Origin of the sequence: Prauserella marina (genome assembly GCF_002240355.1) — a bacterium.
GTDB lineage: Bacteria > Actinomycetota > Actinomycetes > Mycobacteriales > Pseudonocardiaceae > Prauserella_A > Prauserella_A marina.
On the sequence record NZ_CP016353.1, the window covers coordinates 5,366,534 to 5,391,976 of the forward strand.

29 protein-coding genes and 1 pseudogene are annotated in these 25,443 nt (G+C 66.8%); 11 read left to right on the plus strand and 19 right to left on the minus strand.

What is annotated here, in order from left to right:
* Window position 1: 1 nt before the first annotated feature.
* From BAY61_RS24650 to BAY61_RS24665, 5 genes are all read left to right on the plus strand, one after another.
* A complete protein-coding gene (locus BAY61_RS24650; RefSeq protein WP_091807176.1) occupies window positions 2-961 on the plus strand; it encodes a hypothetical protein in 960 nt (319 codons plus the stop codon).
* A gap of 90 nt (window positions 962-1,051) precedes the next feature.
* Window positions 1,052-1,675, plus strand: a complete 624-nt coding sequence (locus BAY61_RS24655; RefSeq protein ID WP_091807491.1) for a TetR/AcrR family transcriptional regulator — start codon at window positions 1,052-1,054, stop codon at window positions 1,673-1,675.
* A complete protein-coding gene (locus tag BAY61_RS33670) occupies window positions 1,672-2,310 on the plus strand; it encodes a glycosyltransferase (RefSeq protein WP_245865398.1) in 639 nt (212 codons plus the stop codon). Before BAY61_RS24655 ends, BAY61_RS33670 begins: the two co-directional genes overlap by 4 nt.
* Window positions 2,307-2,816 (plus strand): glycosyltransferase, encoded by a 510-nt coding sequence (locus tag BAY61_RS33675; protein ID WP_245865400.1) that lies wholly within the window; start codon window positions 2,307-2,309, stop codon window positions 2,814-2,816. The genes BAY61_RS33670 and BAY61_RS33675 overlap by 4 nt, the downstream gene beginning before the upstream one ends.
* A 12-nt stretch (window positions 2,817-2,828) precedes the next feature.
* Entirely contained in the window at window positions 2,829-3,299 is a 471-nt protein-coding gene (locus BAY61_RS24665) for a DUF6653 family protein (RefSeq protein WP_091807175.1), read from the plus strand.
* A gap of 222 nt (window positions 3,300-3,521) precedes the next feature.
* Here BAY61_RS24665 and BAY61_RS24670 read toward each other — a convergent pair whose 3' ends face one another.
* Both BAY61_RS24670 and BAY61_RS24675 read right to left on the minus strand, forming a co-directional pair.
* A complete protein-coding gene (locus tag BAY61_RS24670) occupies window positions 3,522-3,833 on the minus strand; it encodes an EthD family reductase (RefSeq protein WP_091807173.1) in 312 nt (103 codons plus the stop codon).
* Window positions 3,834-3,872: 39 nt separating this feature from the next.
* Window positions 3,873-4,547: a carboxymuconolactone decarboxylase family protein gene (locus BAY61_RS24675; RefSeq protein WP_211323595.1), complete on the minus strand. Its 675-nt coding sequence runs from the start codon at window positions 4,545-4,547 to the stop codon at window positions 3,873-3,875.
* Here BAY61_RS24675 and BAY61_RS24680 point away from each other — a divergent pair.
* A complete protein-coding gene (locus BAY61_RS24680; RefSeq protein WP_245865404.1) occupies window positions 4,546-4,893 on the plus strand; it encodes a winged helix-turn-helix transcriptional regulator in 348 nt (115 codons plus the stop codon). The genes BAY61_RS24675 and BAY61_RS24680 overlap by 2 nt on opposite strands.
* A gap of 69 nt (window positions 4,894-4,962) precedes the next feature.
* Here the strand turns inward: BAY61_RS24680 and BAY61_RS24685 are convergent, their stop codons facing one another.
* The 6 genes from BAY61_RS24685 to BAY61_RS24720 form a co-directional block, all read right to left on the minus strand.
* Window positions 4,963-5,178: a hypothetical protein gene (locus BAY61_RS24685; RefSeq protein WP_143021396.1), complete on the minus strand. Its 216-nt coding sequence runs from the start codon at window positions 5,176-5,178 to the stop codon at window positions 4,963-4,965.
* 440 nt (window positions 5,179-5,618) lie between these two features.
* Window positions 5,619-6,359 (minus strand): ABC transporter permease, encoded by a 741-nt coding sequence (locus tag BAY61_RS24690; RefSeq protein WP_091807167.1) that lies wholly within the window; start codon window positions 6,357-6,359, stop codon window positions 5,619-5,621.
* A gap of 17 nt (window positions 6,360-6,376) precedes the next feature.
* On the minus strand, window positions 6,377-7,255 hold the full coding sequence (locus BAY61_RS24695) for an ABC transporter ATP-binding protein (RefSeq protein ID WP_091807165.1): 879 nt from the start codon (window positions 7,253-7,255) through the stop codon (window positions 6,377-6,379).
* On the minus strand, window positions 7,252-8,025 hold the full coding sequence (locus BAY61_RS24700) for an SDR family NAD(P)-dependent oxidoreductase (RefSeq protein ID WP_091807163.1): 774 nt from the start codon (window positions 8,023-8,025) through the stop codon (window positions 7,252-7,254). Before BAY61_RS24700 ends, BAY61_RS24695 begins: the two co-directional genes overlap by 4 nt.
* Window positions 8,022-8,594 carry a TetR/AcrR family transcriptional regulator gene (locus BAY61_RS24705; protein ID WP_170140217.1) on the minus strand — a complete coding sequence of 191 codons (573 nt, stop codon included), beginning with the start codon at window positions 8,592-8,594 and terminating at the stop codon, window positions 8,022-8,024. The genes BAY61_RS24700 and BAY61_RS24705 overlap by 4 nt, the downstream gene beginning before the upstream one ends.
* Window positions 8,595-9,794: 1,200 nt before the next feature.
* Window positions 9,795-10,130: a DUF6401 family natural product biosynthesis protein gene (locus tag BAY61_RS24720; RefSeq protein WP_091807155.1), complete on the minus strand. Its 336-nt coding sequence runs from the start codon at window positions 10,128-10,130 to the stop codon at window positions 9,795-9,797.
* 810 nt (window positions 10,131-10,940) lie between these two features.
* Between BAY61_RS24720 and BAY61_RS24725 the strand changes: the two genes are divergently transcribed.
* On the plus strand, window positions 10,941-11,276 hold the full coding sequence (locus BAY61_RS24725; RefSeq protein WP_091807153.1) for a helix-turn-helix domain-containing protein: 336 nt from the start codon (window positions 10,941-10,943) through the stop codon (window positions 11,274-11,276).
* 634 nt (window positions 11,277-11,910) lie between these two features.
* Here BAY61_RS24725 and BAY61_RS24730 read toward each other — a convergent pair.
* Both BAY61_RS24730 and BAY61_RS24735 read right to left on the minus strand, forming a co-directional pair.
* A complete protein-coding gene (locus BAY61_RS24730) occupies window positions 11,911-12,390 on the minus strand; it encodes a DUF6292 family protein (RefSeq protein ID WP_245865406.1) in 480 nt (159 codons plus the stop codon).
* Window positions 12,391-12,499: 109 nt separating this feature from the next.
* Complete coding sequence (locus BAY61_RS24735; protein WP_091807150.1) at window positions 12,500-12,703, minus strand: cold-shock protein; 204 nt, start codon at window positions 12,701-12,703, stop codon at window positions 12,500-12,502.
* A 659-nt stretch (window positions 12,704-13,362) separates the two neighbouring features.
* Here BAY61_RS24735 and BAY61_RS24740 point away from each other — a divergent pair.
* From BAY61_RS24740 to BAY61_RS24755, 4 genes and pseudogenes are all read left to right on the plus strand, one after another.
* Complete coding sequence (locus tag BAY61_RS24740; protein ID WP_091807148.1) at window positions 13,363-13,578, plus strand: hypothetical protein; 216 nt, start codon at window positions 13,363-13,365, stop codon at window positions 13,576-13,578.
* 239 nt (window positions 13,579-13,817) lie between these two features.
* A pseudogene (locus BAY61_RS34065) lies at window positions 13,818-13,928 on the plus strand (DUF1330 domain-containing protein); the annotation flags it as partial.
* A gap of 94 nt (window positions 13,929-14,022) precedes the next feature.
* Window positions 14,023-14,601 carry a hypothetical protein gene (locus BAY61_RS33680; RefSeq protein WP_245865408.1) on the plus strand — a complete coding sequence of 193 codons (579 nt, stop codon included), beginning with the start codon at window positions 14,023-14,025 and terminating at the stop codon, window positions 14,599-14,601.
* Window positions 14,602-15,313: 712 nt separating this feature from the next.
* Window positions 15,314-16,363, plus strand: coding sequence for a zinc-dependent alcohol dehydrogenase (locus BAY61_RS24755; RefSeq protein ID WP_091807141.1), 1,050 nt, complete (start codon window positions 15,314-15,316; stop codon window positions 16,361-16,363).
* 2 nt (window positions 16,364-16,365) lie between these two features.
* Here BAY61_RS24755 and BAY61_RS24760 read toward each other — a convergent pair whose 3' ends face one another.
* From BAY61_RS24760 to BAY61_RS24800, 9 genes are read right to left on the minus strand one after another with little or no spacing between them, the layout of a single operon-like run.
* A complete protein-coding gene (locus BAY61_RS24760) occupies window positions 16,366-17,127 on the minus strand; it encodes an SDR family NAD(P)-dependent oxidoreductase (protein WP_091807140.1) in 762 nt (253 codons plus the stop codon).
* Entirely contained in the window at window positions 17,124-18,701 is a 1,578-nt protein-coding gene (locus BAY61_RS24765; RefSeq protein ID WP_091807138.1) for a class I adenylate-forming enzyme family protein, read from the minus strand. Before BAY61_RS24765 ends, BAY61_RS24760 begins: the two co-directional genes overlap by 4 nt.
* Entirely contained in the window at window positions 18,701-19,240 is a 540-nt protein-coding gene (locus BAY61_RS24770; protein WP_091807137.1) for an EthD domain-containing protein, read from the minus strand. Before BAY61_RS24770 ends, BAY61_RS24765 begins: the two co-directional genes overlap by 1 nt.
* Window positions 19,241-19,243: 3 nt before the next feature.
* Complete coding sequence (locus BAY61_RS24775; protein ID WP_091807135.1) at window positions 19,244-20,374, minus strand: NDMA-dependent alcohol dehydrogenase; 1,131 nt, start codon at window positions 20,372-20,374, stop codon at window positions 19,244-19,246.
* 12 nt (window positions 20,375-20,386) lie between these two features.
* Window positions 20,387-21,832 carry an aldehyde dehydrogenase gene (locus BAY61_RS24780; RefSeq protein ID WP_091807134.1) on the minus strand — a complete coding sequence of 482 codons (1,446 nt, stop codon included), beginning with the start codon at window positions 21,830-21,832 and terminating at the stop codon, window positions 20,387-20,389.
* Between the two features lie 19 nt (window positions 21,833-21,851).
* Window positions 21,852-22,640, minus strand: coding sequence for a TIM barrel protein (locus BAY61_RS24785; protein WP_143021395.1), 789 nt, complete (start codon window positions 22,638-22,640; stop codon window positions 21,852-21,854).
* A 5-nt stretch (window positions 22,641-22,645) separates the two neighbouring features.
* Entirely contained in the window at window positions 22,646-23,203 is a 558-nt protein-coding gene (locus BAY61_RS24790) for a VOC family protein (RefSeq protein WP_091807131.1), read from the minus strand.
* Window positions 23,167-23,712 carry a VOC family protein gene (locus BAY61_RS24795; protein ID WP_170140218.1) on the minus strand — a complete coding sequence of 182 codons (546 nt, stop codon included), beginning with the start codon at window positions 23,710-23,712 and terminating at the stop codon, window positions 23,167-23,169. The genes BAY61_RS24790 and BAY61_RS24795 overlap by 37 nt, the downstream gene beginning before the upstream one ends.
* Window positions 23,709-25,430 carry a class I adenylate-forming enzyme family protein gene (locus BAY61_RS24800; protein ID WP_091807128.1) on the minus strand — a complete coding sequence of 574 codons (1,722 nt, stop codon included), beginning with the start codon at window positions 25,428-25,430 and terminating at the stop codon, window positions 23,709-23,711. Before BAY61_RS24800 ends, BAY61_RS24795 begins: the two co-directional genes overlap by 4 nt.
* Window positions 25,431-25,443: the final 13 nt, after the last annotated feature.

A 25,443-nucleotide genomic window follows, 5' to 3' on the forward strand; every position in this document is an offset into this window, starting at 1 on the left:
GGTGTCGAAAAACGACCCGAAATCCGGCTTCTACTCGACGTTGACACCCGAAACCCTCCTCAACGCGCTGAAAGCCACAGGAGAAGACGACGAAACCCTCCAACGGCTCATCGCAACCGCATCACCCGACAGCTCGCTGCAGCAACTGACCGACGCGCCCCAGGCAACCTGGCCAACATTGGCCGCAGCCACACTGTTTCGTGCCTCACTCACCAATCTCGATACCTACCGATCCGGGCTCGGCAACACCGACGAGCACCTCGGCAAGCTCCTACTCAACGCCGGCGCGATCCACACCGACAACAACGCGACGGAGGAGCCGGGCGAGAACGTGGATGAAGCTCGGGCCACGGTCAAGGCCGAAGCGGCGATCGCAGTGCTCAACGCCCAGCACGGCATCCCAAGCCCCCAGGATCGCCTCAAGCTCGTACTCACGCTCGACCTCGAATGGCTACTGCCCTCCGCCCAGATCACCGCGGAACGCAGCAACCTGTTCGCGCATCTGCTCGAACACCAGATCGTTCCCGACGACGCGGCTACCTTCGCCCAGCTTCATAAAGGCGGATGGACGGCGATGCGACCCGCCATCGCCGCCTCAGACGGCATCCAAACGTTTCTGACCCCCAACCTGGTCGACGGACTGATCGCCGACCTCTTCGGCGCCCCTCAAGCCAGCAACAAGATCGGCCCCCGCCTCCTCGGTGGTCTAGCGGACTTCCTTCCAGTCAACGACAGCAAGGCCCTGGCCGCCGCAGCCAGGTTCGCCATCAAGAGCAAGACGGCCATGCCCGTCGACCAAATCAGCCGCATCGCGGCGGGCGTCAAAGACGAGCACCTCGTCATCCGGCTACCGCTGTCAGGCACATCCAGTTCGATCAGTATCGCAAGGGGTAAACGACTTGCTTTGCTTGTCAGAGCTGGTAAGTCAAGTCGATCCGGCTCGACGGGCTTCCGCGGGTGAGGGCCCGTCCCGGCGCACACGGAAAGATCTGATGCGTTGCTTACGCGTACGCATACACAGAAGACTGAACGATTGTTTAGTATGCTGTTCATGCGTTCAGTACGTGACCTTACCGCCCAGGCTCGGATTCGGGACGCCGCGCTGGAGCGCTTCGGCTTTGGCGGGGTGGCCGCGACCAGCGTGCGCGCGATCGCTGCCACCGCCGGTGTCTCGCCCGCTCTGGTGCTGCACCACTTCGGCTCGAAGGAAGGCCTGCGACAGGCGTGCGACGAGCACGTGCTCGCGGCGATCCGCTCCGGTCCCACCGTTGACGGGGTGATCGAGCAGGGCGCGCTCACCGAGATACTGCGCACGGCAACCCCGGTGCGGCGATACCTCGGCCGGGCATTGCTGGAGGGCTCGGAGGCCGCGAACGTCTTGTTCGCCGAGATCGTCGACGCCACCCAGCAATGGCTGGCCGACGGCGAAGCACAAGGTTGGGCCACGCCCACCACGGACGCACGAGCGCGCGCAGTGACCTATGTGGCCTGGCTGCTGGCACCGCTACTGCTCAGTGAGCAGGTCAGTCAGCTGCTCGGCGGTGACGTTGCCGAACCCGAGACCTCACTACGAGGGGCCAGGGCCGGGCTGGAGATGTTGACCGGCGGGCTGTTCACCGACGACCGCTGGCTGTCCGCGTTCACCGCGATCGTCGCGAAGGAGCAAGCGCGATGAAGGCACTTTTGGTCACCCACGGCACGCGCGGCGACGTGCAGCCGTTCCTCGCGCTCGCACTCGCCCTGCGTGCCGCAGGCCACCACGCTCGCCTGGCCGCGCCAGTATCGTTTGCGGCGCAAGCACAAGAACACGGCGTGGAGTTCGCGGGGCTGGACGAGGGACCAAACCGGTTGATGGCGGACCCGGTGGTTCGTAAGGCCGCGGGCAATGGATACCGGGGCCTGCGGGGCAAGATCAGCGCGGTGCGCACCGCACGGCGAATCAAACCTCTGATGGCCGACGTGCTGCGAGATCTGGCGCTGTCGCCCGTGAAAGTGGCGAGACGTGGTGGTGCACTCGCCCACGCTGCCTGCTCAGCACGTCGCGGAGATGCTTGGCGTCCCGTCGGTACTGGCGACATTGCAGCCCGAGTGGGTACCCACGTCGCTGATGCCGTGCCCGATGGTGCAGCTACCGCGAATGCCCAGGGTGTTCAACCGCGCGACATACCTCGCGGCGTTGGCGCCCTTGCACACCTATGCCGGAATCGTGAACACCTTTGGTGTTGCAAGCATTCAGCCCGCAGACTACGCAGATCGACCCGGGGTGGCCGGAACAGGTACGTACGACAGGCTTCTGGTTCCTGCCGGTGACCGACACGTGGTCACCGTCGGCACAGCTGAACGAGTTCCTGAACGCAGGACCGCGCCCGGTCTACATCGGCTTCGGCAGCATGACCGGGCCTCGGGCGAACAGGACCGGTGCCATTGTCGCCGAGGCAGTACGCCGCGCGGGAGTCCGAGTGGTACTGGCGACTGGATGGGGCGGTCTCGGTGAGGCCGCTTCTTCGGAGCACGTACTGCTTATCGACCAAGCGCCCCACGATTGGTTGTTCCCCCGCAAGGCCGCGGTTGTGCACCACGGTGGCGGTGGTACCACGGCCGCCGCCCTTGCCGCAGGACGCCCGCAGGTCGTGTGCCCTTTCGTGGCCGACCAACCCCACTGGGCACAGCGCATGCGCGACATCGCGGTCGCGCCCGCACCCGTGCGTCAGCAGAAACTCACCTTGCGCGCCTCGGCGCCGCGATCTCCGAAGCGGTCGCCAGCACCACCATGGCGGACAACCGCCGTGCAGACGCTGGAAGAACGCCTGGCCTGAAAGGACATCACCATGAGTATCGCGAAATCCGTCGCAGGGCTCTTCCGGATGAACGACGATGCCTGGAAACGCCATGCCAACCCCTGGAGTGTGTGGACCCGCTTCGCCGCCATCCCAGCCATGCTGCTGGCTATATGGAGCAGGACCTGGATCGGCTGGTGGAGTCTGGTCCCGATCGCCGCAGTGATCATCTGGCTGTTCGTCAATCCCTCCGTGTTCCCGCCCGTGGGACCCGATTCCTGGGCAGCGAGGGGAATCTACGGCGAACGCGCCTGGGTGCGCCACGGCAACCAGGTACCGCCTGACCACCAACGGATCATGCGGTTGCTGGTCGCCGTTGGGCTGTGCGGATTCGCCCTGATCGCCTGGGGCCTGGTCGCCCTTCAGGTGTGGCCGACCGCGTTCGGCACGACCCTGGTGATCCTGACGCAGCTGTGGCGCATCGACCGGTTCGGCTGGCTGTGGGAACGCCTCACCCACTGAGCGTCCACTATCGACAATTCAACGGAACGCCAGGCTCCCGCCGGTTGCCGCCGGGTCGTTGCCGGCGATGGCCGTGGGGCGACGCCCCTGCCGTCACGTCCGGCCAGGACATCTGCCCACCTTTGACGCTCAACGAACCGGCTAACACCAACGGTGTCCGCCGCTGGCTGGACCTGGTCTTAGGTGGCCGGCCGAACGCGTCCCGGACCATGCCGCGCTGCCTCAGCCGGTGCCGTCCTGTACCGGATAGTGGACGATGGTCACACCGCCGGTGGCGTAGTTGGCGACATCGGCGGCCAGCCGCTGGCCGTGCGGCGACTCTGACGCCGCGTGATAGGCGGCGGCGTCAGCGAATTCGGCTTCGAAGACCGCGAAATACGGCGCGTCTCCCCCGGTCGTCGCCACCTCGAAGCTGTAGCGCCACCCCAGTGGGCCGGGCCAATCCATGACAAGCGGAAGGTGGTTGGTCACATAGTAGTCGCGGAAGTGGTCAGGGTCGGCAGGCTCGGAATACAAGACAACTAGTTTGTACATAACCGTCCTTTCACACCTGGGAGTACTCCAGGGCAGTGCTCATCGGTTGACCCCGGTCGCGATGGGAGGGAAATCGGCGAAGCGAGGCGCGCCGGGCTCGTGCGGCACGCGCGTGGCGCGCGCGGCGAAGCTGACGGCGTGATACCACCCGCACAGCAGAAGCAGATCAAGCAGCTGGACCTCATCGAAAACCGACGCGAGCCGTGTCCACAACGTTTCATCGATATCGGAACACTCGTGCAGCGCATCGACAGCGAGGATGAGCAGCCGTTCCCCCTCAGACTTCCAGCAGTCATCAGCAGGGCCCCCGCGCACCAGGGATGCCGCCTGCTCGCGGGTGAGTCCGACCCGGTCCGCGAAGGTCATCATGTGCACGCCCCACTCGTACTCGCAGCCGCACAGCACGCACGTCCGGTCGATGACGATCTCGCGTTCCCGCATGGTCAGGGTCAACTGTCTGCCCAACTCGTAGCGACCCCACCCATGCATGGCGTCGGCCATGGGGATGTTTCTGGCGAACATTCGGAACAAGCCGATCGGCGGAGCACCCCCGGGCATCATGCGCGCGAGCAGCGCACCGGCCTGGCCGGTGTACGGCGGGTCCAGCAGGGCTATCCGCGACATCGACTCTCCCGCCCAGTTCGTTTCGAAAACAGAAACACCCAGCGGATGGTAGTGTTTCGAATAAAGAAACACAAGGCGCAGGAGGAGCATGCCGACACCACACCCAGGAAGCCCTGTTCGTGGTTCGACGACCGGCCGCCCCCTCATGGCCGCGATGGACCTGTTCGGCCGTCGGTGGGCGCTGCGAATTCTCTGGGAACTGCGCGCGGGCCCCCTCGGCGCCCGCGCGCTCCTGGCACGGTGCGAAGGGCTATCGTCCAGCGTCCTCTACCAACGGCTTCGTGAACTCACAACGAGCGGGATCATCGCCCGCTCGGCCGAGGGCTACGAGCTCACTCGGCTGGGGACAGCACTCAGACACGCCCTCCATCCGCTCGACGAATGGGCGATCGCCTGGGCGCAGGAGCAACAACACAACGATCAGGAGCCGGAATGACCATCGCGCTGCGTCTTCGTCATCCACGCCTTGGTGCACAACAGCTTCCCCACGAAGCCATCACCGACATCAGAGGAGCTCTCGGACGAGTTGATGACCTGAGTAGTAGATGCGGACGATGCCGTTGCCTTCGACGGTGTGCACGGTCTGGCAGACGAGTTGTGCTCCGACCTGGATTTTGCGTTTGCGGTAGCTGTTCGCCCGGTGCGGTCGCTCGAGGTTGCAGTGCCAGCAAAACGCGTCGAGCAAGTTTTCAGCTCCTCGAGCCTGATGGCTGGCGGCCATGGCCACAAGCACAACCGACTATCGGCGGCGACCGGGGTTCCCGAGAACCAGCGGCGCAGCGCCGCAGGTGAGTACGAAGTGGACAGTGGATCTCCGTGCTTGTCCTCACCGAAGAAGTCGAGGCGGGGCCGAGCACGGCATCGCCCCGGCCTCTTAGGCCAGTTGCGGATTGTCGTGGTGTGGATAGTCTCTCCGAACTCGATCTTGCCACCAGTCGGGTCAGTTGCAACTCACCCGTCAGGTGATCGCTCAGCTTGGCATCGCCCTTGGGGAGACGTTGGAGCGGCTACCAATGTTGGTGCCGACTGAGGAAAACGGCCTGGTTCTCTCGACTTGGTCAAGAGTACGAGCAAGGAAGGATTGATCAGGCCCTGCCCTTGGATTCGAAGGCGGATTCAGTCGATCTGTTGGCCTGCGATCTGTTTGGGGGTGGAGTGGCCTCAGCTGAATCGGCGGATCTGGTCGCGGTGGTAGCCCCAGGCGGTGAGTCCGGCCAGTACCGTGATCCATATCGCGAGCATTGCCAGCGACAGCGGGCCGACCGATTCCCCGGTGAGGGCGACCAGCACGAGGTCGGTCGCGCCTCGGGTCGGCACGTAGGGCGCGATCTGAACGATGAACGACGGCGTGTCGGCGCGATCGAAGAACATCCCACCGGCCACTGCCAGGGGAAGGAAACCGATGCTGTTGGCGATGGAGGCCACGCGCAGCGACAGCAGGTAGCCCATTGCCAGCCCCAGCAGACTGAAGGTCACGACAGCGACCAGCAGCGCTCCCGCCGCCAGCAGCACCCGCGACAGTGGCGCCGTCGCGGCGGTGAACAGTCCGGCTACCAGCACGATCGGTACGATCGCCGCAGCGACGACGACCATCCCGACCAGCAGTTGAGCCGACATTTGCGGCGCGAGCCCTCCCGGAAGGGTGCGCAAATAGTTCCCCCAGGCCGATTCCCGTTGCGTCGCGATCACGATGCTGAAGTGGCCGACGCAGGCCATGAGCACCCCGAACACCACCAGAGTTCCGGTGGCCGAGGTGATGGCCCGCGCGTCCTGGCCGATGAACGGTACGACGAAGAACAGCATCACGCCGACCGGGACCAGTGCCACGGTCAGGAACATCGTGGGCGTGCGGATGGTCTCGGCAAGATTTCGCCGGGTGTAGGTCATGGTCAATGAAGACATTGATCAGGCCTTTCGGGTCACGTGATCCGCCGATCACCGGTGATCGCCAGGAAGGCGTCCTCCAGCGAGGCGGACTCGATTTCGATGTCAGTGAAGGACGCGCCGACGGTCACCAGTTCCCGGACCAGCGCCGTGGCGTCGTTGGTGAGCAGATGGGTGCGGTCGGCGTCTCGCTCGATCGACGCGACCTCGTTCAGCGCGGGCAGCGCCGCGTCCGTGAGCGTGACCCGTTTGAGCTGGATCCGGCCGCGGATCTCGGCGACACCGCCGTCGGCGATGACTCGGCCGCGGTCCACCACCACGACCCGGTCGGCCAGTTCCTCCACCTCCTCGATGTAGTGACTGGTCAGCAGAACTGCTCCGCCGTCGGCGTGGAAGGAACGGATGCCCTCCCACAACGCCCGCCGGGCGTCCACGTCGAGACCGGTGGTGGGCTCGTCCAGGAACACCAGCCGAGGCCGCCCGACGAAGGCCAGCGCGACCGCGACCCGCCGCTGCTGCCCGCCGGAAAGACCGCCGGCCTGCCGGTCGGCCAGCGAGGTGAGGTCGAAGCGCTTGAGCAGTTCGGCCCGCCCCACCGGGTCGGGGAAGTGCTCGGAGACGAAGTCCACCAGTTCGGCGACTCGCCAGGTCTCAGGAAGCCCGGTCTCCTGTGGCGTCACGCCGATCACACGGCGGGTCGCTTCGCTGCGCGGGTCACCCCCGCACAATTCGACACTGCCGGAAGTGGGCCGCAGCAGCCCGGTCATCACGTTGATCAGCGTGGACTTTCCCGCACCGTTCGGCCCCAGAAGCCCGAGCACCTGGCCTGCCGGGATGTCCAGGGAAACACCGTCCAGCGCGGTCTTGTCGTTGTAGCGACGGGTGAGATCGCGCGCGCGGGCGAGGATGGTCATGCGGTGGCCTCCGAGATCTGGCGGTGCGGCTCGGACATGATCGACGGAATCTCGGGGAAGGCGAAGGGAGTGGGCTCGCCGTGCGGCACAACCGGCCATGCTTGTCCCGTCCCACCGTGTGCCAGCGCCAGTTCGGCGACCTCGGCGACCCGTTCCGGCCGAAGGACCGCCACCCCGAGGTCGCTGATGTAGGGGGTGGCCTCCCCCAAGATCGGGGTGTCGATAAAGGTGGGGCACAGCGCGTTGACGGTGATGCCCTGCTCGGACACGATCGGTGCGACGGAGCGGACCAGCCCGGTCACGGCGTGTTTGGTGGCCGCGTAGAGCGGGTTCATCGGACTCTCGCTCAAGCCGGCCAGGCTGGAAGTGGCCAGGATCGCTCCGGAACCCCGTTCGGTGAACACCCCCAAGGCGGCGTGCAGCCCGTAGACCACCCCGTCGAGGTTGACCGAGACCAGGTCGCGGTAATGCTCAGGCCGGAAATCCTCGACGAAGCTGCCCCGTTCACCGATTCCGGCGTTCAGCACGGCGATATCGAGGTTGCCGAAGTGCTCGATCGCAGTTCGAACGGCGGCGAGATTGTCAGCCAGCCGGGCGACGTCGGTGGGAACGAAGACTCCGCCGATCTCCCGGGCGATTGTCTCCCCTGCCACATCGATGTCGGCGATGACGACCTTGGCGCCGCCGGATGCGAACCGGCGACCGATGGCCGCACCGATCCCGCCGGCCCCACCGGTCACGAGTGCGACTTTGCCGTCGAGGGGGTTCATGTCTCCTCCGTGGTGAACAAGACCGGCCGGGTGGCGTGGTCGATGGCGGTGGTGATCTCCCGCAGATAGCGATCGATGTCGAGATCGGCATCGCGGGACAGCGCGGTGGGAACGGCGTCGATCACGCCACGCACGATCCTGGCCATGACGGTGACATCGAAGTCCCGGAATTCGCCGCATGCCTGCCCTTCCGCGAACAGTTGCTCCAGCGGCAACAGCAGTTGCCGGTCGAACTCCTCCGGATCGGCGCCTGGAAGGTCGGACAGGCCGCCGCTGGTGAGAATCTCGACGAGCGCGACCATCCGGGTCGGATAAGCGCGCATGTACTCCAGGTTCGAGCTGATGTAGGCGCGCAACCGACCGGCGAACGTGGTCTCGGCGTCGATCAGCGGCGTCATGAATGCCGCCGCGTCGGTGTAGACGGTGGTGACGACCTGGTCGATCAGTTCGGACTTTCCCGCGAAGTGGTACGAGATCAACCCGCGACTGATCCCCGCACGCGCACCGATCTTGCCCATCGACGCGCGGCGGTAACCGACATCGGCGATGGTCTCCACGGCGGCGGTCACGATCTGAGCCCGCCGAGCCTCTTCGATGAAGGAACGAGTTTGGCCGCCTTGATCATTTTTTGGCACCATAGCCAAAATTTAGCACACCGTGACAGTACGGTTGCCTGTACTCGCCACATCTGCAGGTAAACGGCCTTTGAGACGGCGTCGGCGTACGCGTTTGACGTGGCAAATCAGCCATACCAGCCGGGTCGGCCCGCGGACGCGGGGAATGCCAGAACTGGCAGGCTCGATCGGCACCGCTCACGGGCACAAGCCTGTTCTCGACCACGAGGACAGGGCCTTGGTGATGAAACGGCCGTCTCGGATGAGACGAACGCGTGCCTTCGCAGGCCCACTGGCATCCGCCCGGAGGGCGAGCATGACCGCTTCGGACGACAGCCGCAGAAGCTCGGCACGACACACTGGACACAAATGTCCACAAAGGACTCCAGGCGTGGGAGTCCGGGTACGCGAGTCATTTGTCATCGCATGCGTCGCGTCGCTGGTCGTGGCCGACTTCGCCCGAATGGTGGGCCAGTCTGAGTGGGTACTGGTGTGATACCAGGCGACGCGGGTGAGGTAGTCGTCATCGAGGACCGGATCGGCGGGGTCGCGCAGCGCCATCACCGCACGGCCGAAGTGAATGTCGGCGCTGGCGATCGGGGTGATCGCCGGACAAGCCGAGCACCTCATGTTGCAGTAGTCGAAGGTCACGTTCTCGCGGCGAGGTCGCGCATGCCGCTCGGTTGCGAGCCGCTGACGTTGTTTGCGAGTTTCGGGGATCCGCGGCTGATTCAGAAGTTCGTAGGCAGTCGCAGGGTCCGTAGCGGTCACTGGCGGCAGCACGACGCGAGTCCCATAGGAAAGGACCAGAGAGTGGGAAAGAACGGACGTCCGCGTAACCTTCCCGCTACCCATCATCGCAGGTCAACGAGATAGCCGTGCTGCTAAGGGCGTAGCTTGAGCGCGTTCCGATGTCGGAGCGCGACCTGTGCGCATCATTCAGGGCAGAGCAGTTCGAGGGCAGAGACATCCCCAGCCACTCAACCGTCCAGAGAAGACTCAACGGCGAGAGCCTCGACGGCCGCGCTCGCACTCGCGCGGGAACCGGGTCGGCCTGTCGCTCCGTCGTCGCCACCTCCGGCAGCGCCGCGCGTACCGCACGCGGAATCGATCGGCAACGGGACGCCATCGTCGAACCCACGCAGGAACCACTGTTCAGGCGGCAAGCCCTTCGTTGATGGCGAGCTGGCACGCGGCAGCGATGCGGACGGTGAACCAGTCCATTCCGGTGTCGTGGACGCAGGCGAGAGGCAGGGCGTCGCCGGGGGCGGTGGTGCCGATGTAGTCCATGGCGCGGCCGAGCACGTGCAGATACAAGGTGAGAGTGGAGCGATCCGGCGCGGCACCGGCTGAGACGAGTTCGGCGCGGATCTCATCCTGGTGATGATCGAGCACAGCTGATCGCCAGGGATCGGCCGTCATTGCCGCGATGGTGGCGCGGACCGGCCCGCTCACCCAGGTCTCGAGCGGTATCGGCGCGCCCACGCTCATGCACTCCTCTCGTCGCCCGGATGTCGACCAGCCTCGGGGTCCGGCCGACATCTGCTCAACTGCTCAACGCGGTCGCCAGGTGAGGCATAGACCGCTGACCTGCAGTGCGCTGGTTCAGACATTCACTCACCAGCCGCCCAGTAAATCTATGTCGACGGGGGTAGACATTCAATGGTCGAGGAGTGTACTGTTCTCCTTGTTCGGAGACAGATAACGTCAGATGGCGCGGGAGATGACGTACCTACCCGCGAAAAGACAGGTAAGACCGCTATGCGGGATGGAGCCGATCGCGGAAAGGGGTTCCGGCCGGTGGCGGACCGGGGTCGAGTAGAGAAGACGAAGCAGTAGTGGCCTCGGTGCAGCAGACGCGGACGAGCAACAGTGTCCGCACGGAGTGATGTCAGTTCGCAGTATGCAGTGAAGAAGACGGGCGGATGCGGGGCCGGGCAGTACGCAAGACTCCGCATTCCCCAGCGACATCAGGCGTGCTGGGACCGATCTCGGTAAGGGGTTCCGGCCGGTGATGATCGCAGCGGTACCGAGTACGAGAGAAACACAGGAAAGAAGGGATAGGGCACATCATTGGATCGCCCGCCGCGGATGGGTAGTAGTGCCGCGCGGGTACCGCAGTCCCATCAGATTGGAAGGTGGTTCTCGGTTACGACTCAGCGATCCCCGCACAGTCCGCTCTGCGAGTGGATGCGGGTGCAACAGTCCGGCATTGATGCCGGTTGGCAATGATGAAACCCAAACCCTGGAACCCCGGGTGCCGTATAGGGCACCCGGGGTTCCTTGTGATGTGGAGGTGGAGTGATCCCTGACCAACATGACCCGGCCGTGCCGGGCGGCGGGGCCGACAAATTCGACGACGAGGACTACCCCGCCTACACCATGGGCCGCGCCGCGGACATGCTCGGCGCGACTCAGAATTTCCTGCGCAGCCTGGACGAAGCCGGCCTGATCCAGCCGCAGCGCTCCGCCGGAGGACACCGCCGTTACTCTCGCCGCCAGTTGCGGATCGCCGCACGGGTGCGGGAACTGGTCGACCAGGGCACCGCCGTCGACGCGGCGTGCCGGATCGTGTCCCTTGAAGACCAGCTGCACGAAGCCCAGCAGCAGAATTCCAGTCACCAGCGCGCAGACTGACACCGTGGGTGTGCCGCCCTTACCGGCGGTACACCCATCAACGGTTCGAAAGGAAACTCTTCTGATCTCGCCGGAGCGCCCCGTTGCCCCGTTCAATCACCGCAGGCGAGACGTCGGACGAGTCTGGCTTCCGCGCTGAACGTTCCTTTTGCCGGTCAGAGACAACGGGCGTGGTCTGCGGCATGTAGCGGGGCACCGAGCTGATGCAGGTGGTCGAGGATGCCCGATCTGGTAGGTCAGCCCACCGGCACGCGCCCGTCATTGCGGGTTCCCCTTGTGGTTCGACGCGAACGAACAACCCATGTAGTCACCCCAAAGGGCTTCGTGCACCACAACGAACGTGACCGCGTGACCCGCGCAGCGCGAGAAACGCCGCAGTAAGGTAGCCCGCGAAACGCGCGGTCAGCAAGGCGCCTTCCACACGGCGCGCCGTCGTCTCGCCGCGCCACACCGCCCGGATTCGGACACGTGCAGGTTGAGCCCTTCGAGGGGCAGCAAGGAAAGACAGGAACGCCTGGTTTTGGCCATCCAACGGCGAAAGCCCTGTCTCATGTGGGCTTGCCGGCGATCTGGACGGATCCGAGCACGGTGGGTCGATCAGTCGTAGCGATCCGGCGACGTGGAGTTCGGCCAGTTATGCTCGGGTTCGGCTCATGTGTGCTGCCAGGGTTGTCCGGTCGAGTTGGGGAGGCACCGGGCTGAGCTGGTCGTTGCCGCGTGGTTCGATTGCGACGGACCAGCCGAGCCGTTCGTCCCAGACGAGCATCAGGTCGCAGTGCGGGCGGTCAGCGGTGCTGGAGGTGAGCCCGAGGTAGGCGGTGGCTGTGTCGGTAACTTCGTGGGTCACCGCGTCGAGGGGGACGCCGACCTGCTCGGCCACCTGACGAACGTAGTCCGCCAGCGCGGAATCCAAGCTCGGCGTCGTGGTGCCGACAACGGGCTTGAGGTCCAAAATGGACAGTAAGAGAGATTCGTCGTGCTGATCGCGCGCCATCCGGGTGACCGTGCGTGCCGCGCGGACACGGTGTTGCCCTTGCTCGCGCAGCTGACGGGCACGGCAGGAGACGAGCTGCGCCGCCGGTCCTTCGCTCGACTGGGCGGGGGGTGAGGTCACGGTCGGCACCTCGAAACCCGGAACGTTGAATGCGACGGCGATGCGGGTGGGCGCGTGGGCGCGGCTGGGCGTCCGCGGCGCCGCGGACGCCCAGCCGACATGGTGGTGGTCAGAGGACCGACACCGCCGTAGCCTGCGGGCCACGGTTGCCCTGGCCGACGTCGAACCGCACGCGGGCGTTCTCGTCGAGGCTGCGGAAACCGTGGCCGGTGATTTCGGAGTAGTGAACGAACACGTCGCTGCCGCCGTCGTCGGGGGCGATGAATCCGAATCCCTTTTCGGGATTGAACCACTTCACGGTGCCTTGAGACATACAGGTATTTCCTTGTCGCGTCGAACATCGCGGCTCTGCCTCAGGCGAGGTGGCCGGGCTGCGAGCGTGAAACCAACGAGAGCCTGAAAGGCATCGAGACGACGCTCGCCAAAAACCTCTGCGGCGTCGGGAACAACGAGCACAAAAAACTTCAACCACAGCAGTGGAGCACACCGGCAGGCGGGCCGTCAACCCGACGGCCGCGCCTCATCCCCGCGCTGGCAGTCTCCCGCCGATGCACGTAGCGTCGGGACCAGCAGGCGCGCCGCGCTTCTCGCCCCTGGGTTACGAGGCGCCTTGACGGCGCTGTCCAGCCTGTGCCAAGCCTTTGCCCGACGACGGTGCGCCGATCCATGCTCGACGCTGCCGTTCGGCGCTGACGTGCCATCGCTGGCCGTGTTCGCCTACCCGGCCTCCTCAAGGAGTTTCTTTGTTGCGCACACCCGTACGTTCCCGCAGTAGCTGTGCCCCGGTTTCGCCGGTGCTGTTCAGCCATCCCGTCTCGCACGCCGCCGGACAGGCGCTCTCCGACGTCGATCAGCGCCGTACCTGCTGCGTTCGGTTTTCCGCCGTCGGAGCGCCTACGACGCCGCGTCGATGAACGCGTCGGGCGCTGTCACGGCTTAAGTGCTGGACAGGGATAACGGCAAGATCATCTGATGCATGACCACACCGGCGGCTTGCTCGTCGCCGTCGTGTTCTTCGGGCTCGTCTCCGTGTTCGCGCTAATCCTCAACCTGTTGACCCAGCAGGAGCTCGGCTACTCCCGACGGAGGCGGGGCTGGCCATCGCGCCGGTATCGCTCGGTATCGCCCTCGGATCGGTCGGCGGGTTCCACCTCGCCACCCGAACTGGTCGCCGGACGCTTCACCTGATCGCGCCCCTGTTCAATGTCATCCTGGCCGGCGTGGACGACCACGAGGAGGGCTCGGCATCCGGGGTTCTCACAGCCGTGCAGCTCGGGTCCGCCGTCGGGGTCCCGCGTTCGGCACGCTGTTCATCGCCGCATCGTTCGGCGCAGCCACGATCGCCATGACGGGACGCTGGCACCGTTCTCCGGCCGGTTCCTCAACCACGGGTCGTCCGCTATCGACAGGGAAGGGAGAACACGTGGCCGGGCGATCCAATCGTCATCGAGTTCCCCACCACGGCTGCTGCGGCCACCTGGTACGACTCCGAGCCCGACCAGAAGATCATCCCGCTGCGCACGGCGGATGCCGAAAGCGCAGTGGCACTATTCGTGGCGTCGAACACCCACACCAGGCAACGGATATCCTCGCCGAGGCCCAATCGACGGACCTACAGGAAGATGAGCACTCATGACTTCAGCCGAGCTGTCGAACAGGGCTGCCACGCATGTCCGGGGGCGGGCGATAGGCGCTCAGATCGGCGGAGTCTTCGGGGCGGTGTTCGTCTGGATCAACTCTGCTGCACTGACTCCCTCCATACGAGTACCGCTGCTGGTCATTGCCGGCACCTCCCTGGTTGCGGTCATTGCGCTCAGTATCCACAGCCTCCGGCGGCGGACTGCCTCCGTCACCACAACGACCGGTAGGTCCCCGTTCGGCTGGAAATACTGGCTGATCGTCGGAATCGAGGCGGCAGCATTGGTCGGCGGAAGCCAGGTGCTCACCGCACTCGGCCACCCTGAACTTGGTATCGCCTGGGTAGCCGTCGTCGTCGGCACGCACTTCTTCGCTTTGGCCCGGGTCTTCCGTCTCGCCCGTTTCCATGTGCTGGGCGCAGTCATCACCGCGTGCGGATTGGCCGGATTCGTCATCCGGTGGTTCGGCCAGATCGAACCCATCGCGATCACTAGCGGCGTCCTGACAGGATTCGTTCTCCTTGCCTTTAGCCTGTGGGCGTTCGCTCCTATGCGACGCCCGGCAAGCGCGTAGGTCGTGTCGCTCAACTACGTATCCAGGCCATTACTGCCGCTAGCACGACCGCTCAGCGGTGGCCGACAGCAAGTTTGTCGTACCGCGCGGCAAGTCCCAGCCACTAGTGGAGAGCGTAAGGATCGCTCAAAGACCTCAACCACATAGACCACTCCGAAGGCCGCGTCATCCGCACCAGAAAGGGTCTGCGAGAACAAGATCTCGCAGATTCTGCACGACCGCTACGACCTCGGATACGTCGAGTACGGCGGCGATCCCGGATGACAGCACAAGAACGCCGCCACCAGATGCTGTCCCATCGGCAACCCTGTCAGGCGCCCGTCGGACGAGGTCGACGCCTTCTGGATGTGTGCTTCATGCGCCGCCAGCACGTCCCGCGCCGACGGGTCAGCGGTCAGGCCGGTGGCCCGGTCCGCTACTCCAAGCCATCCCCTTCGGTGCACGGCCGTCGTGGACGGCGACGACGCCGACCCGACACTCTCTCCACCGACCGCGCCTATGACTTCGGCTCCCCACCGCACGTCGGTACGCGCCAAGGGAGTCCGCGACGACATCCATCAAGCTTTCCTCAGCACCGCCTGTGCCCTACGGGCAACTCGGGCGCGGGAGTGCGGAACTCGCTCTATTTCGTCCACTGTGGACCCAACTTGGGTTACTCCTAACGGCTGGGGGTCACCGGGCGACGCGGGCTCGGCCGGGTTAGGGTGCCGCCGTGTCGACCGCCAAGTACGCCCACGTCACCGCGCCGAAGCAGCTCACCATCAGCGAGGAACCGGTACCGGAGCCCGCCGCCGACGGTGTGATCGTCGACGTCGCCTACACGGGTATCTGCGGCACGGACGTCCACGGATACCAGTCGCCGGATTTCCTGCCGCCCGCGGTGTTCGGGCACGAGTGGACGGGAACCGTGCGTGCCGTCGGCTCCGCGGTCACCACCGTCGAAGCCGGGCAGCGGGTGATCGCCAGCGTGGGTACCGCGTGCGGCCGGTGCGCGGCCTGCCGCGCCGGGTTCGCCGACATGTGCGAGCTGGTGTTCGCCGAGGCGAACGGCATCGACGACACGGCACCTGTCCACGGTGCCTTCGCGACGAGCATCGCCGTGTCACAGCGCAGAATCCAGCCTGTCCTGGATGGACTGACCGACGCGCAGGCGGGTCTGGTGGAGCCGACGGCGGTCACGTTCCACGCCGTCAAGCGCACGCGGCAGCCCCTCGGCGCGTTGGTCGTCGTACAGGGCGCGGGACCCATCGGGCTGCTCACCGCCCAGCACGCCCGGCACGCGGGTGCCCGCGACGTGGTTGTCGTGGAACTGAACGAGGCCCGCCGTCGCACCGCAACCGAACTCGGTTTCCCTGCCGTGTTCGCGCCGGGTGACGACTTCACGCGGCATCTCGAACAGGCAACCGGCGGGCTGGGCGCCGACGTGCTGTACGAGTGCACCGGCGCGCCCGGCCTTCTCCAGTCGTCGGCGGAGCTCGTGCGCCGAGGCGGGGTGCTCTCGCTGCTCGGCTACCCGATGACGAACTCCGAGGTGAGTTACGGCGACTGGCAGAGCAGGCAGCTCACCGTCGTCGCCTCGCTCGCCTACACCCACGACGACTTCGTGGGCGCCATGGCCGCGATCGCGAACGGCGCCGTCGACGTCGACGCCCTGCACTCCCGCACGATCGGTCTCGACGGCCTCGCCGGGGTACTCGAGGAACTCGGTTCGGGGACGAGCACCGACATCAAGGTGCTCGTGGACCCGAGTCGCGGCGCCTGATCTCAGCCCCGGGGCGCGAGCTGCGCGGTCCGCCCGGTCGCGCCACCGTCGACGGGAAGCACCGCGGCCGTGATGAACGACGACGCGGGCGAGGCGAGGAACGCGATCGCCTCGGCCACCTCCTCCTGTTCACCCCACCGCCTCAACGGCAAGGCACGGCGCAGCTCGTCGTACTTCTCGGGCTGGGTGTCCTTGATCGGCCGGGTGAGGTCGGTGTGCGTCGGTCCCGGCGCGACGACGTTGACCCGGATCCCGTCGGGCGCCAGGTCGATCGCCGCCGAGCGGGCCAGGTTCGTGATGGCGGCCTTGGACGTGCAGTAGGCCCAGTGCTCCGGTTCGCCGCCGGTGCCCGACACCGACGACAGCACCACGATCGACCCGCCGCCGGACCGGCGCAGGGCGGGCGCGGCGGCCCGGATGCCCAGCACTCCCGCGCGCACGTTGACGTCCATGACCCGGTCGTAGACGGCGAGGTCGAGGTTCTCGATGTCGCCCCACGCCGTGATTCCCGCGGACAGCACCACGGTGTCGACACGGCCGAAGCGTTCCTCGGCGAGACGAACGGCGGCCTCGTTGCCTGCCGCGTCGGTGACATCGACCGCCAGCCCAGCCGCATCGCAGCGCCCTTCCGCCAGCCACGCGATCCGTTCGGCGGAGACGTCCACACCCACCACGGGACCGTGGCGTGCCAGCCACAGCTCGGCGAACGCCTTGCCGAGCCCGGACCCGGCACCGGTCACGACCGCGACCAGTCCTTCGCTCATCGTTGTCCGCTCCTCTCCTTCGCGGCGAATTCGCGCAACCGGTACTTCTGGATCTTGGTCGCGGACATCGGCCATTCCGTGCGGAACCAGACCTTCCTCGGCACTTTGAATCCCGCCAGTTCGCCCCGGCAGAACGCGATCAGTTCGTCCTCCTCGGCGGCACATCCGGGAGCGAGTTCCACGAAGGCCACCGGCACCTCCTGCAGACGCGGATCCGCGACGCCCACGACGGCGGCGAGCTTCACCGCCGGGTGCTGCGCGAGGTGGGATTCGATCTCGGCGGCGGCGACGTTCTCGCCACCGACCTTGAGCATGTCCTTGAGCCTGCTGGTGTAGGTGATCCGGCCGTCCTCGTCCACGCTACCGAGATCGCCGGTGCGCAGCCTGCCGTGCGCGTCGGTCCGTTCAGCGGTGGTGCGCGGATCGTTGAGGTACCCGTCGAACATTCCCGGTCCGCTCAGCCGGATCTCACCGGTCATCCCCAGCGGGCATTCCTGTTCCGTGACGGGATCGACGATCGCGACCCGCATACCGGGGAACGGCCTGCCCGAGGTGGTGATCCGTGCTTCCAGCGGATCGTCGAGGTGGCTGTAGGTGATCACACCGCCCGCTTCGGTGAGCCCATAGGAGCTGATGACCTTGGCGTGCGGGAACGCCGCCTGCACCTGGCGCAGCGTCTCGGCGGGGCTGCTGTCGAGCACGGCGCGGACGCGTGAGACGTCGGCGGTGGCGAAGCCGGGGTGGTGGATGATCGACTGCGTGATCGTGGGGAAGGCCGGGTAGGCGAAGGTTGCCTTCTCCTCGGTGAGCTGCCGGAGCGCGGTGTCGGCGTCGATGTGGGTCAGGCTGAGCATCGCGCCACCCCGCAACACGTTGGCAAGGGTGGGCAGCAGCCCGGCCATGTGGAACAGGGGCAGCGGATCCCAGAATCGTTCCCGTTCGGTGAGTTCGAGCCGCTCCGCGACACACTCCGCCGTGCGCATCAGGGCACCGTGGCTGAGTGGACAGCCACGCGGGGACGACGTCGTGCCGGAGGTGTACATGATCACGGCGGTGTCCTCGTGCTCGGCGCGATCCTCGACGGAAGCTGGGTCGGTGGCCTTGGCCGCGGCGTCCCAGCCGTCCTGGTCGACAAAACCTTTCGGACTGCTGGTGCCGAGGGACACCAGCGTGCGCAGGGATGGTGGTGTCCCTTCGGCGAAGGCGCGCCGCAACAGGTCGGCGAAGGGCACGTACTCGGACACCAGGTCGGTGGTGACGATGGCGGCCAGCTCCGCGTCGGCGGCGACGTGCCGCAGTTCCTTCGGTTTGTAGCGGGCGTTCACCGTCACCGGCACGATCCCGGCGAGGTGGGCGCCGAAGAAGACCTCCAGGAACTCGAGGCAGTTCGGCATCAGGATGCCGATCCGCTCACCGGGTTCGATGCCGAGTCCCACCAGCGAACGCGCGGCGAGCCGGGAACGCCGCAGCAGAGCCGAATACGTATGCCGCCGGTCCGGATACACGGCGACCTCCGCGTCCGGCCACAGTTCGGCCCCACGAACCAACGCCCTGCCCACGGTCGGCACCGACATCACACACTCCTTTGTGGAATCGCGAAACCCATCGAACGACACACCAGCGAAACCTCGGCACCACGCGTCAGCGACAGCGCCTCGGCGATCCCGTCCACCATGGCGTAGTGCACACGCTTTCCCTTCCCCGGCGCGGGAACCGGACGAGCCAGGTCGAGCGCGACCCACGAAGCACCCGGCGGCGGCGACTCGTCGAACCACAGCACACGGATACCCTCGGCGACGACGGGAACGGAATCACCGATAACCGCCGAAGCCCATGCCGCGTCACGGTCCAGGAAGGACGCTTCGTCGGGCGTCACCACATCGCGATAGTACGGCGACGCGTAGGCCTCCCGCTCGGCATCCCGGTCGGCGAACCAGGTTTCCGAGCAGAACCGCGCGGTGCCACGATCCCATTCCTGATCCACCGGCCGGTTCTGGGTGTAACCGAGCAACCTCGGCGTCGCCGTGAAGAGATCACCGTGCCGCCGCTCCCAGTGACGTCGTGCCACCTCGGGGTCACCACGGTGCGGGACAAGGAAAATCCGGTGCTGCACGGATCAGTCCTCGTGGAGGATGACGCCGCGAATGTTGCGGGCGGCCTCCATGTCGGCGTACGCCTCGTTGATCTGATTGAGCGAGTACGTCCTGGTGATCATCTCGTCGATCATCAGTTCACCGCGCTGGTACCGCGCCAGCAGCCTCGGGATGTCGATGCGCGGCTGGAGCCCGCCGTACAGGCCGCCCTTGATGGTCTGCTGCATCATCACAAAACCGAAGACGTTGAACTGGGCGTCGATGTCCCACATGGACGACACACCCGCGATCGCCATCGTGCCGCCCTTGCCGAGCAGCCCGAGCATCGGCTGGATCATCCTTCCTTCGACCACGCCGATGGTGACGATCACCTTGTCGGCCATCCGGCCATGGGTGAGGTCGGTGAGCAGCGGCATCGCCTCCTCGATCGACGCCGCCACGTGGGTGGCACCGAACTTCGGCGCCTCCCGCCGTTTGAACGCCACCGGGTCGATGACGACGATCTCGCGCGCTCCGGCATGTTTCGCGCCCTGCACCGCGCTCATGCCGACACCGCCGACGCCGAGCACCACCACCACGTCGTCGATCTCGACCTCCGCGATCCGGACGGCGGTGCCCCAGCCGGTGGGCACGGCGCAGCCCGCGAGCGCGGCGGCGGGGAACGGAATGTCCCTGGCTATCTTGATGACCGAGTCGACGGGCGCGACGATGCGGTCGCTGAACGTGCCGAGGTAGGTCATCGGGCCGACCGGTTCCCCCGCCGCGGTGTGGATGCGGTTGGTGCCGTCGAGCATCACGCCCTGGAGCAGCCCGGCTCCCCGGTCGCACAACTGCCCGATTCCGCGCACACACGGCACACATGTGCCGCAGGAGGGCATGAACGTACAGGTGACGTGATCGCCGACGGCCAGTTCGGTGACCCCTTCGCCGATCTCCTCGACGATCCCGGCACCCTCGTGGCCGCCGAGGAACGGCGCGAAGTCGACGGCCTGGTCACCGGCGGCGGCGTGGTTGTCGGAGTGGCAGAGTCCTGCCGCCCTGAGCTTGACCATCACCTCGCCCCGCTTCGGCGGTGAGACCTCCAGTTCCTCGACGTGCCAGTCGTTGCGCACGTTCTGCTGTGTCTTCAGAAGTACCGCACCGTGAGACTTCATCGGCTCTCCCGCTCACTTCACCTTGATGGACTTGTACTGGAGGAACTCGCCGATCCCTTCGAGACCGAACTCGCGCCCGAAGCCGGACTGCTTGAATCCGCCGAACGGCGCGAACAGCGACACTCCCGCCGTGTTGATCGCGACGGTGCCCGCCCTGATCCGGCCTGCGACCGTGCGGGCCAGTTCCTCGTCGGCGGCGTAGACCGAAGCGGCAAGGCCGTACGGCGTGCCGTTGGCGATGGTGACGGCCTCATCGAGGGTGTCGTAGGGAATGACGCTGAGCACGGGGCCGAAGATCTCCTCTTGCGCGATCCTCGCGCCGGGGTCGACGTTCGCGAACACCGTGGGTGCCACGTAGAAACCCCGGTCGAGACCTTGCGGCCTGCCACCACCGAGAACCAGATCGGCGCCCTCCCGCCTCCCGGCATCCACATAGGACAGCACGCGTTCGAGCTGGCGAGCGCTGGCGAGCGGACCGAGGTCGGAGGCGCCGTCGAGAGGGTCGCCGACCGTCATGGCGCTCAGGCGTTCCACGATCGCGGTGACCACCTCGTCGTGCCGGTGCCGGGGCACCACCACGCGGGTCAGCGCCGCGCAGATCTGGCCGTTGAACGCTATGAATCCGGGTACGAGTGATGGCAGCACGTCGTCCAGTGGGATGTCATCGAGAATGATCGCGGGCGATTTGCCTCCCAGTTCGAGGGTCACGTTCGCGAGCCGTCCCGCGCAGGCGCCCATGACGGCTTTGCCTGCCGGGATCGAGCCGGTGAGGCTGACCTTGTCGATCGCGGGGTGTGCGACGAGGTGCGCGCTCACCTCAGTGGAGGCGGCCAGCACGCTCAGCACCCCCTTCGGAACCCCTGCCGCTTCGGCCATCTCGCCGACGAGCGCGGCGGTGAGTGGGGACTCCCGCGCCATTTTCAGCACCACAGGGCATCCGGCCAGCAGCGCGGGCACCATCTTCATCGCGAGGTAGAGGCCGGGGCCGTTCCACGCGGTGATGACGACGGCGGGACCGATCGGTTCGCGGACCACGTCGACCACACCGTCGGGAACCTCGCGGCGTTCGGTCAGCGCGAGGCCGGCGGCCTGGTCGAGGAGGGTGCGCCAAATCGTCACCACACCGGTGTCGAGTGCGGCGGCGTGTGCCAGTGTCGGTCCGGATTCGGTCACCCAGGCCCGGTCGAACTCGTCCTTGCGTGCCTCGAACGCGTCGCAGAACCGGCGGAGCACCGCGATCCGCTCGGCGAGCGGCATACCCGGCCACGGTCCGTTGTCGAACGCCGCGCGGGTCGAGGCCACGGCGCGGTCGGCGTCCTCGACGGTCGGATCCGCGGCCACGGCGACGACGTCACCGGTCGCGGGCGACACCACCTCGTACCCTGGCTCCGCGTGCACCCATTCCCCACCAAGGTAAAGCCGGTCGATACGGGCAACAGCGCCGGTGCTCGTCGTCATGATGATCCCTCCACAATGTTCACAGTCGGGTGTGGACGGTCGAGGCCGCGGCACGGGCACGACCGTTCGGTGACAGTCCCCTGGTGGCGGCGGTGGGTGCCTCGACGGACACCGCGGCGTCCGGGAGCGCGGCCAGCAGCCCGGCCAAATCCAGTTCTCCTTCTCCCGGCAGCAGTCGCCCGGCGAGTGCCTCCGCGCGAAGGTCCGGCGGGGCGGCGCGTGGAGCGTCGCAGAGTTGGAGATACGGAAAGAGATCCCCGCCGTGCTGCCTGACCGCGGCGGCGACCTCGGCGGCGCTCCCGCCGGAACGTTGCAGGTGCAGGGCGTCGATGAGGATCCCCGCTCCGGCGGGAACGGCGGTCGCGATCGCCTCGGCGAGGGTGCGGCACCGGGTGAACGCCATCGGTTCCAGGCACGGGCGCACCCCTGCGGCGCGTGCCTCCGCGACGATCGCCGCCAGCACGTCCACCGCCTCGGCGGGTTCCAGTTCCTCGTTGACGACCAGCAGATGCCGGGCCCCGCATTCGGCGGCCAGTTCCACCACGCAACCGATCTCGTCGCCGGAAAGCCGCCCGTTCAACCGGATCACCTCGACGTCGAGCACACCCAGCCCGGTGGCTTCGAGCGCCGCGAGCACCCGATGGCGACGGCGTGCGTCGGCGCCGAGGTCCGCGACCACCGGTTCACGGCTGCCCGCGCCGCGCAGGGTCACCGCGTCGAAACCGGCTTCCGCGGCCGCCGCGACGAACACCTCCGGGTCGGTGTCCAGGAAGTCCAGGCAGGCCAGGGCGAGGTGGCGACGCGGCATCGAAATCACCGTTCCCGCAACAGGTTTGTCCCGTCCCAGCCTTGCGCGGCCTTGGCCACCCTCCGGTAGAGACCGGTGAGGTAGGGCGTGTCCTCGTAGATCTCGATCAGGTGCCCCACGTGGGGGCCGGGGTCGAGGAACACGAACCGCACCTCCGGGGTAGACGCGTCCATCACGACCCGCGCGCCGTCGGCCACCAGCCGGTCGCGGGCGTCGTTGATGTCGTCGACGAAACAGGCCACGTGGTGGATGCCGGTCGCGCCCCTGCGCATGTCCTTCTCGAGTGCCACCGGTTCCAGCGCGTGGTGGTGCACGAACTCGACCATCACCGGTCCCCATTGCCCCAGCGCGCAGGTGTGGTCGAACACCCCGCCTCCTTCGCCGGGCACGTCGACGTACTCGGTCGGAACGTGTTCGCGGACGTAGAAGGGCCCGGCTCCGTAACGCCGGTGCCACGCGGTCGCGGCGGCGCGTACGTCCGTGGTCGCGTAGGCGATCTGCACCATCCGCATTCCGCTCGGCAGGCTCATGATCGCCGCCACGTCGGCCGTGCCTCGTTCCATGCGATCCGGCCCGCCAGCACGTCGGCGACCCCCGCACCTTCCGGCATCACAGGGTCGGCCCAGGCCAGCGGCGAATCCGTCAGCTGCACCAGCGTGCCGAAACCGGAGCTGGGACGGATGAACGTCTCGTCCCAGCACCCGGTACCCGTTCGGGTGTCCACAGTGGAGTATCCGGCCGCCTCCAGCCGCGCGGCGGCTTCGGTGACGTCATGCACAAAGCAGGTCATGTGGTGGAAACCGGGACCGCGCTTGTCGAGATAGGCCGCGAGATAGGACTCCTCGTGCAACGGCTGGAGCAGCTCGATCTTCACCCCCGGCGGGAAACTCAGCTGCAACGACCGGATCCCGAGCCGGTCGTCGTCGCCGCCCGCGATCAGCTTTCCGCCGAACAACTCGGTGTAAAGCGGTGCCGCGGCGGCGAGGTCGCGCACCGCGACGGCGACGTGGTCGAAGCGGGTGACCAGCCCGGCGAGTTCATCGACCGCACCGGGAACGAGATCCTCGATCACGGGAGCTCGATCCCGAGTTCGGCGCAGATCGCCTCCCGCAGCCGGAACTTCTGGATCTTGGTGGCTGCCATCGGCCACTCCTCGACGAGCCTGATGTGCCGGGGCAGCTTGAAACTCGCGATCCTGCCGTGCAGCCAATCCCCCAGTTCCTCTCCGGTGACGGCCTTCCCGGCACGCAGTTCGACCGCGGCGGCGGGAACCTCGACGAGCCGTTCGTCCGGGATGCCGACGACCTGGGCGATGTTCACCGCGGGATGCTGTTGCAGCGCTTCCTCGATCTCGACGGCCGCGACGTTTTCCCCGCCGACCTTCAGCATGTCCTTGAGGCGGCCCAGATACGAGATCCTGCCGTCGGCGTCGACGGCGCCGATGTCCCCGGTGTGGAACCAGCCCTCGGCGTCGATGACGGCGGCGGTTTCCTCCGGCGCGTTGTGGTAACCCTCGAACATCGAGTACCCGCGCACGCAGATCTCGCCGCGTTCCCCGGTCGCAACCTCGGCACCGCTCTCCGGGTCCGCGATCCGGATCTGGATACCGGGAAACGGCGGTCCGCTGGTGTTGGTCCGTTGTTCCAGGGTGTCGGTGGGGACGGAGAAGGAGACACAGCCGCCGGTCTCCGTGGAGCCGTAGGCGGTGACGACCGCGGCATGTGGAAACCGTCCCTGCAGGGCCCGCAGGGTCGCGGGCGGGGCGACACCGTTGACCACCCGCACATCGCTCCAGTCCACTGTGGAGAAGTCGGGGTGGTTGGTCACCGCCTGGGTGATGGTCGGGAACGTCGGATAGAAGTGGGTGAGCCGGACCCGCCGGAGCATCGCGATCGCCGCGTCGGGTTCGAAGTGCTCCATGGACATGAACGTGGCGCCGACGTAGAAACAACCGTTCATCGGCAGCACCGAGGACATGTGGAACATCGGCAGCGGATCCCAGAACCGGTCCGCGCCATGAACGTCGAGCCGTTCGGCCACCGCGATCGCGTTACGCACCACCATCTCGTGCGACAGCGCGCAGCCCTTCGGTTTCGCGGTGGTGCCGGAGGTGTACATCATCATGCCGATGCCGCGCAGGGGAACCTGACGGCGCAGGGCGTGCACCTCCTCCGGCGACACCCGCGCCGCGTCGGCGTAGAACCGCTCCGCGGTGAGGTACGCGGGCGCGGTGTTCTCGTCGTTCTCGTCGCCGAGCACCACCACGGCCTCGAGCGCGGGCACCGACGGTACCGGGAAAGCGTCGGCACGGCCGGGATCCAGTTCCGGTATGGCGGCCTCGATCCGCGCGGTCAGCGCGAACGGCTGCCCGGACTGGGCGGCCGAGACCAGAACCTTGATCCCGGCGTCACCGAGGACGTGCGCGAGATCATCACCCTGGTAGCGGGCGTTGATGAGCACGGCGACGGCGCCGATCATCGCCGCGCCGTAGGAGATCCTGGCGAAATCGGGGCAGTTCGCCATCAGCACGCCGACGTGGTCGCCCGGCCCGACGCCCATGGCTCGCAGGGCACGCGCGGCCAGTTCCACGTCCTCGGCGAGTCGCGCGAACGTCAGCCGCTCGCGGGGGAAGACCAGAGCCTCGGCCCGCGGCCACAGCGCGGCGGCACGCACCACCACGTCGCCGAGGGGAACCGCCTCGGCCCAGCCGCCTGGTCCGGTCGGTGCACCGGCGGCCGCCGCGACGCTCAGCGCCGGCGCCTGGTGCGAGGACGTCTCCGTTGTCGTCACCGCGGTGTCCTTC

Bases quoted from the DNA above. Each gene is read 5' to 3' on its own strand.
- BAY61_RS24655 (WP_091807491.1), top strand. From the start codon at position 1,052: ATGCGTTCAGTACGTGACCTTACCGCCCAGGCTCGGATTCGGGACGCC.
- BAY61_RS33670 (WP_245865398.1), top strand. From the start codon at position 1,672: ATGAAGGCACTTTTGGTCACCCACGGCACGCGCGGCGACGTGCAGCCG.
- BAY61_RS24665 (WP_091807175.1), top strand. From the start codon at position 2,829: ATGAGTATCGCGAAATCCGTCGCAGGGCTCTTCCGGATGAACGACGAT.
- BAY61_RS24670 (WP_091807173.1), bottom strand. From the start codon at position 3,833: ATGTACAAACTAGTTGTCTTGTATTCCGAGCCTGCCGACCCTGACCAC.
- BAY61_RS24680 (WP_245865404.1), top strand. From the start codon at position 4,546: ATGCCGACACCACACCCAGGAAGCCCTGTTCGTGGTTCGACGACCGGC.
- BAY61_RS24675 (WP_211323595.1), bottom strand. From the start codon at position 4,547: ATGCTCCTCCTGCGCCTTGTGTTTCTTTATTCGAAACACTACCATCCG.
- BAY61_RS24685 (WP_143021396.1), bottom strand. From the start codon at position 5,178: ATGGCCGCCAGCCATCAGGCTCGAGGAGCTGAAAACTTGCTCGACGCG.
- BAY61_RS24690 (WP_091807167.1), bottom strand. From the start codon at position 6,359: ATGTCTTCATTGACCATGACCTACACCCGGCGAAATCTTGCCGAGACC.
- BAY61_RS24695 (WP_091807165.1), bottom strand. From the start codon at position 7,255: ATGACCATCCTCGCCCGCGCGCGCGATCTCACCCGTCGCTACAACGAC.
- BAY61_RS24700 (WP_091807163.1), bottom strand. From the start codon at position 8,025: ATGAACCCCCTCGACGGCAAAGTCGCACTCGTGACCGGTGGGGCCGGC.
- BAY61_RS24720 (WP_091807155.1), bottom strand. From the start codon at position 10,130: ATGAGCGTGGGCGCGCCGATACCGCTCGAGACCTGGGTGAGCGGGCCG.
- BAY61_RS24735 (WP_091807150.1), bottom strand. From the start codon at position 12,703: ATGTCTCAAGGCACCGTGAAGTGGTTCAATCCCGAAAAGGGATTCGGA.
- BAY61_RS24740 (WP_091807148.1), top strand. From the start codon at position 13,363: ATGCATGACCACACCGGCGGCTTGCTCGTCGCCGTCGTGTTCTTCGGG.
- BAY61_RS33680 (WP_245865408.1), top strand. From the start codon at position 14,023: ATGACTTCAGCCGAGCTGTCGAACAGGGCTGCCACGCATGTCCGGGGG.
- BAY61_RS24760 (WP_091807140.1), bottom strand. From the start codon at position 17,127: ATGAGCGAAGGACTGGTCGCGGTCGTGACCGGTGCCGGGTCCGGGCTC.
- BAY61_RS24765 (WP_091807138.1), bottom strand. From the start codon at position 18,701: ATGTCGGTGCCGACCGTGGGCAGGGCGTTGGTTCGTGGGGCCGAACTG.
- BAY61_RS24775 (WP_091807135.1), bottom strand. From the start codon at position 20,374: ATGAAGTCTCACGGTGCGGTACTTCTGAAGACACAGCAGAACGTGCGC.
- BAY61_RS24780 (WP_091807134.1), bottom strand. From the start codon at position 21,832: ATGACGACGAGCACCGGCGCTGTTGCCCGTATCGACCGGCTTTACCTT.
- BAY61_RS24785 (WP_143021395.1), bottom strand. From the start codon at position 22,640: ATGCCGCGTCGCCACCTCGCCCTGGCCTGCCTGGACTTCCTGGACACC.
- BAY61_RS24790 (WP_091807131.1), bottom strand. From the start codon at position 23,203: ATGGAACGAGGCACGGCCGACGTGGCGGCGATCATGAGCCTGCCGAGC.